The organism is Sulfuricurvum sp. (assembly GCF_022759005.1).
In the GTDB taxonomy this organism is placed as follows: domain Bacteria; phylum Campylobacterota; class Campylobacteria; order Campylobacterales; family Sulfurimonadaceae; genus Sulfuricurvum.
This window is the reverse complement of the sequence record NZ_JAEMQA010000093.1, coordinates 1-4025: the sequence shown is the minus strand read 5'-3', so window position 1 is coordinate 4025 and position 4025 is coordinate 1. Positions and strand designations below refer to the sequence as shown.

Below are 4025 nucleotides of genomic sequence, written 5' to 3'. Positions count from 1 at the left end.
GACGCCTTTACTCACTTGGTTTAGGACTCCGGTTCAATCCCGGACGCCTCCACCAACTTAATACTCCCTCTTTCATCAGCATGTTTTTTCATTAAATAAATCTCTGTATTTTACGCGTGTTGTGAAATGTTTTGTATAATCTCGAATTTTTAAGAGGAGTCAATATGAAAAAGCTTTATAGTTTGGTGGCCGCGATTATCGTGATGAGCGGATGTTCGTATAAAAATGAAGCGATAGAGCTTTCCGCCTATAAACCGCAGTATTTAGGAAAAACGGCACAAGATCAAAACAGTGTTTTGTTTGTGTCTGTCACGGATGCACGAGACGATAAAACGTCGATTGGTTATGTCGAAGCCAATGGAGTAGAAACTTCAAAGTTTTACAGCTACGTCGATTTCGCAAGCAGATACAAAGAGGCGCTTACTACCGCATTGCAATCCGCGAAATTTAATTTAGCGAAAAGTGCTGCGGAAGCAAACGTCACCATCGGTGTCAAAATCAAAACGATCCAGATTGTATACAATGACACGAATAAATTTGATGAAAACCTACGTGGTAAAATCGTTGTTGAAGTAACACGTACAAAAGGGGATAAAACTCTAGTCCAAACGATTACTCAGCAAGAAGGAAAATGGATAAAACCTTCCTATACCTCAAAAGACATTGAGCCTTTGCTCGACTCACTCTTTACTGACAGCGTTAATTCAATCGAAGCTAAATTAGCTGAATAAAAACCTAATATTTAGGAAAAATTTGAGAAAATATCTTCTTCGGGTGTTTTCTCCTCGCTCATGTAAATACTCCTTTATGCTGCACCTTCATATATGTAATTGGTATTACAAAAAATAATTTTGACAAATGTATTGGCACGGTAACTTTTTGATGATACAATCGTTGAATCATTAAAACGTTGTATTATGTTGAGCAATAATCATGATGTAACAGCGCACCGAGATATGGAGAAACGGCTCAAAGAAATTTCTCCAACTCATATGAAAGTGGCCTATCGTGCACACATGAGCAACCATGTAACGAATGAAATAACAAAAGGTTTTTTACAGTAAAAAACTTGACATTACCTATTTATTACATGTAAAATACTGTAATTAATAGTTTTTACATAAGGAAATAGATGAATATTACGATTGTCAATTTCAAAGGCGGAGTCGGTAAATCGATGATCGCCCATCAACTCATTTCGGGATTTGGATTTAACGGCTATGAGATTGATCCTTATGGGTCATTGTCTGATAGATTGCCCGAACGTGTAATCCGTGTTGACATTCATCAAAAATCAATAGAAGAGCCGCAACAAGAGACTATTTTTGACTTTGGCGGTTTTGATGATATTAAACTCGATCAGGCCATCACTTACTCGGATCTAATTGTTATCCCTTTTATTCCGACATTGGAAACCATTCAAGGAACGGTAGATACTCTGGTGAGGGTCGCATCAGCAAACAAGCCGATCCTCATGGTGCCGAACATGAGCCAAAAAGAAAATGATATCAACGATGCAAAATTTGTTTTTGAAGAGACCCTTGGATTTGAGATTGAAATGTTTCCGATCCCGATGAGTGTCGCGTTGCAAACGGCGATCAACGAAAATTGCGCGGTGGGAGAGCTTTCCAAACAAGGGGGGATAAAAGCCTATGCGTATAAGAAAAGCTCGAAGATTATCGATGATTTGCACAACAAAATACGAGAATATGAAAATTGTTGATTCTATCGCATAATCTAAAATAGGGGGGAATATGGAAGAGGTCAAAGGAAATAAGTTTGCTTCACGGGTGACACAACGGGAACTCTCAACACATAAAGAGATTCAGACGGCTAAGCATCCGGGCGGACGCCCCAAGAAAACGGAAGCAGTCAAGCAAAGCGAAAAAGTTTTTTTGACGCTGACGAAAACCGAAAAAGCGAAAATCGATGATTATACCGCGCGTACGGGAGAGTCCATTGCGGGTGCGATTCGTCGTGCACTTAAAGAGATGAATATCATATAAAAAGGAATTCCATGAAACGATCACTCATTTTAGCGGTTGCCATAGCGATGTTCGGAGGGTGCGCTCAACAACAACCTACTGCCGCAATACCGCAAAAAGCGTGTATGAATGCTTCTCAGCTCAATTCATATGGATATGACCATCTTGAAAAAGTAGCAAAACTTTTGCGTGAAGACAAAAAGAATATTGAGTCTTTTGAAGTATTTATCAACGCAATGAAAGGAACTGTTGACAATTATGCGGACATGATCAAATCGAGCGTCTATATCAGCAATGTTGTTCGGTTCTTGCCTATTCCGTATGCCGGCGAAGTGTCTAATACCACAAAACTGGTTTCAAAAACCGTACTGAATCTCGGTGGTGCGGCCAGTGCTCTCAATCGGTATAAGAACAGTTCCGATACCTTTTTAGCAACTTTTGACAAAATGAATCGGTCTACGGTGAGCGGTGCTGAGATTTCTAAATTGGCCGTATTCGCCGATACGAAATTGTTGGGCGATGCGAAAGAGCTTGAAAACTCGTTGAAAGATATTTCTGAATCAACCGCAGCGATGGCTGCAATAACGCAAGGGATCTCAGATGCGCTGGACAGCACCGGAAACTATGTCAATCAGGCTAAGACATTTATTGGATTGTCACAACCTGCCAATGATGACAAATCCAAAGTAGTACAAAATCGCAACTCAATCAATAGTCGTATGGTTCAGCTCAACCAAAAAATTGTCTCTTTGGAAAAAAGCGGTGAAACACAGCGGTTAAATATTGCAAAAGCGAGAATTTATTCAGAGTTAGCGGTACAGTTAGAAAAATAATTGTAGATGGTACGCCCTAAGGGATTCGAACCCCTGACCCTTGGTACCGGAAACCAATGCTCTATCCAGCTGAGCTAAGGACGCATTTTGAAGAGGTGGAAGAAAAAGGCTTATGCCTTTTTCATAAATGCAGCGACAAGGACAATCGTTGAGCCGTTGATTTTTCCCTCGATGTAGCGCGGATCGTCGGTCAGGCGGATATTTTTAACGATAGTTCCGCGTTTAGCCGTAAATCCGGCCCCTTTTACTTCCAAATCTTTGATCAGTGTTACTGTATCACCTTCTGCGAGGATAGTTCCGTTGCTATCGCGTTGGACGACAGCTCCGCCTTCTTCGTTGCTGGATGCATTGAGCATACCGGCTTCGGCCCATGCTTTAACATCATCTTCAAGATACAGCATATCAAGTTGATCTTGATCTCCTAATGCGCTTAGAAGACGGTATGCCATCACTTGTACGGCTGGAACCTGACTCCACATACTATCACCAAGACAGCGCCAGTGATCCGTATCAAGAGCTTGCGGATTTTCGATTTGGCTTTTGCAGGTTTCACAAATGTAGATAGATTGATCTGCTGAGCCTTCGCTCGGTGCCACATCAAACACTGACAGCCCTTCAGATGCTCCGCACAATTCGCAGATATTTCCGCTTCGTTCTTGTAATGTTTGTTCGATACTCATTGATTGGCCTTTATTGTAAAAACGCAATTATAGCATATCGAACACATAGAAGCATATCCATCCCTTTTGAAAATAGACATGGATTTACGGATAAGGAGAAAAGAGTACAGAAAAGCGCTAAAAATATTCTCCAATTCTATATATTAATGAAAGCACTGCTACACAATGAAATATTTTTCGCAATATTTTTGAAATTCTTTGAAAAGCCTCTTGACATTGTTTCATTTTTCCCCTATAATTCCCGTCCACAAACGCTGATAGGCCTTGAGTTAAGGCTTAGAGTTTGAGTTTGAGATCATTGAAAACTAAGCAGGGTTAGCGGTTCGAGCGATGTTTCGAGACGTTGACCTTATATGTCAACACAATACAACAACCGTCTATTTACTTTGATTGTTTTTAGAACAATCACCAAAAAGCAAATAGATAACAATTTATGAAGCCAATGATTTTATATCTTGGGTCACATGATTAAACAAACCAATTATGGAGAGTTTGATCCTGGCTCAGAGTGAACGCTGGCGGCGTGC

The 4025-nt window shown here is 40.5% G+C and carries 5 protein-coding genes and 1 tRNA gene; 4 read left to right on the top strand and 2 right to left on the bottom strand.

Going from position 1 to position 4025, the window contains the following annotated elements; all coding sequences use genetic code 11:
• Positions 1-164: 164 nt before the first annotated feature.
• The 4 genes from JHC35_RS06330 (at position 165) to JHC35_RS06315 (ending at position 2818) form a co-directional block, all read left to right on the top strand.
• On the top strand, positions 165-731 hold the full coding sequence (locus JHC35_RS06330) for a YajG family lipoprotein (protein ID WP_295043106.1): 567 nt from the start codon (positions 165-167) through the stop codon (positions 729-731).
• Positions 732-1132: 401 nt separating this feature from the next.
• Positions 1133-1723: a ParA family protein gene (locus JHC35_RS06325; RefSeq protein ID WP_295043105.1), complete on the top strand. Its 591-nt coding sequence runs from the start codon at positions 1133-1135 to the stop codon at positions 1721-1723.
• A 31-nt stretch (positions 1724-1754) separates the two neighbouring features.
• Complete coding sequence (locus tag JHC35_RS06320; RefSeq protein ID WP_295043104.1) at positions 1755-2006, top strand: hypothetical protein; 252 nt, start codon at positions 1755-1757, stop codon at positions 2004-2006.
• Between the two features lie 11 nt (positions 2007-2017).
• Positions 2018-2818 (top strand): hypothetical protein, encoded by an 801-nt coding sequence (locus tag JHC35_RS06315; protein WP_295043103.1) that lies wholly within the window; start codon positions 2018-2020, stop codon positions 2816-2818.
• A gap of 7 nt (positions 2819-2825) precedes the next feature.
• Here JHC35_RS06315 and JHC35_RS06310 read toward each other — a convergent pair.
• Both JHC35_RS06310 and JHC35_RS06305 read right to left on the bottom strand, forming a co-directional pair.
• A tRNA-Arg gene (locus tag JHC35_RS06310) sits at positions 2826-2902 on the bottom strand.
• A gap of 26 nt (positions 2903-2928) precedes the next feature.
• Entirely contained in the window at positions 2929-3498 is a 570-nt protein-coding gene (locus JHC35_RS06305; protein ID WP_295043101.1) for an alkylphosphonate utilization protein, read from the bottom strand.
• Positions 3499-4025 lie beyond the last annotated feature (527 nt).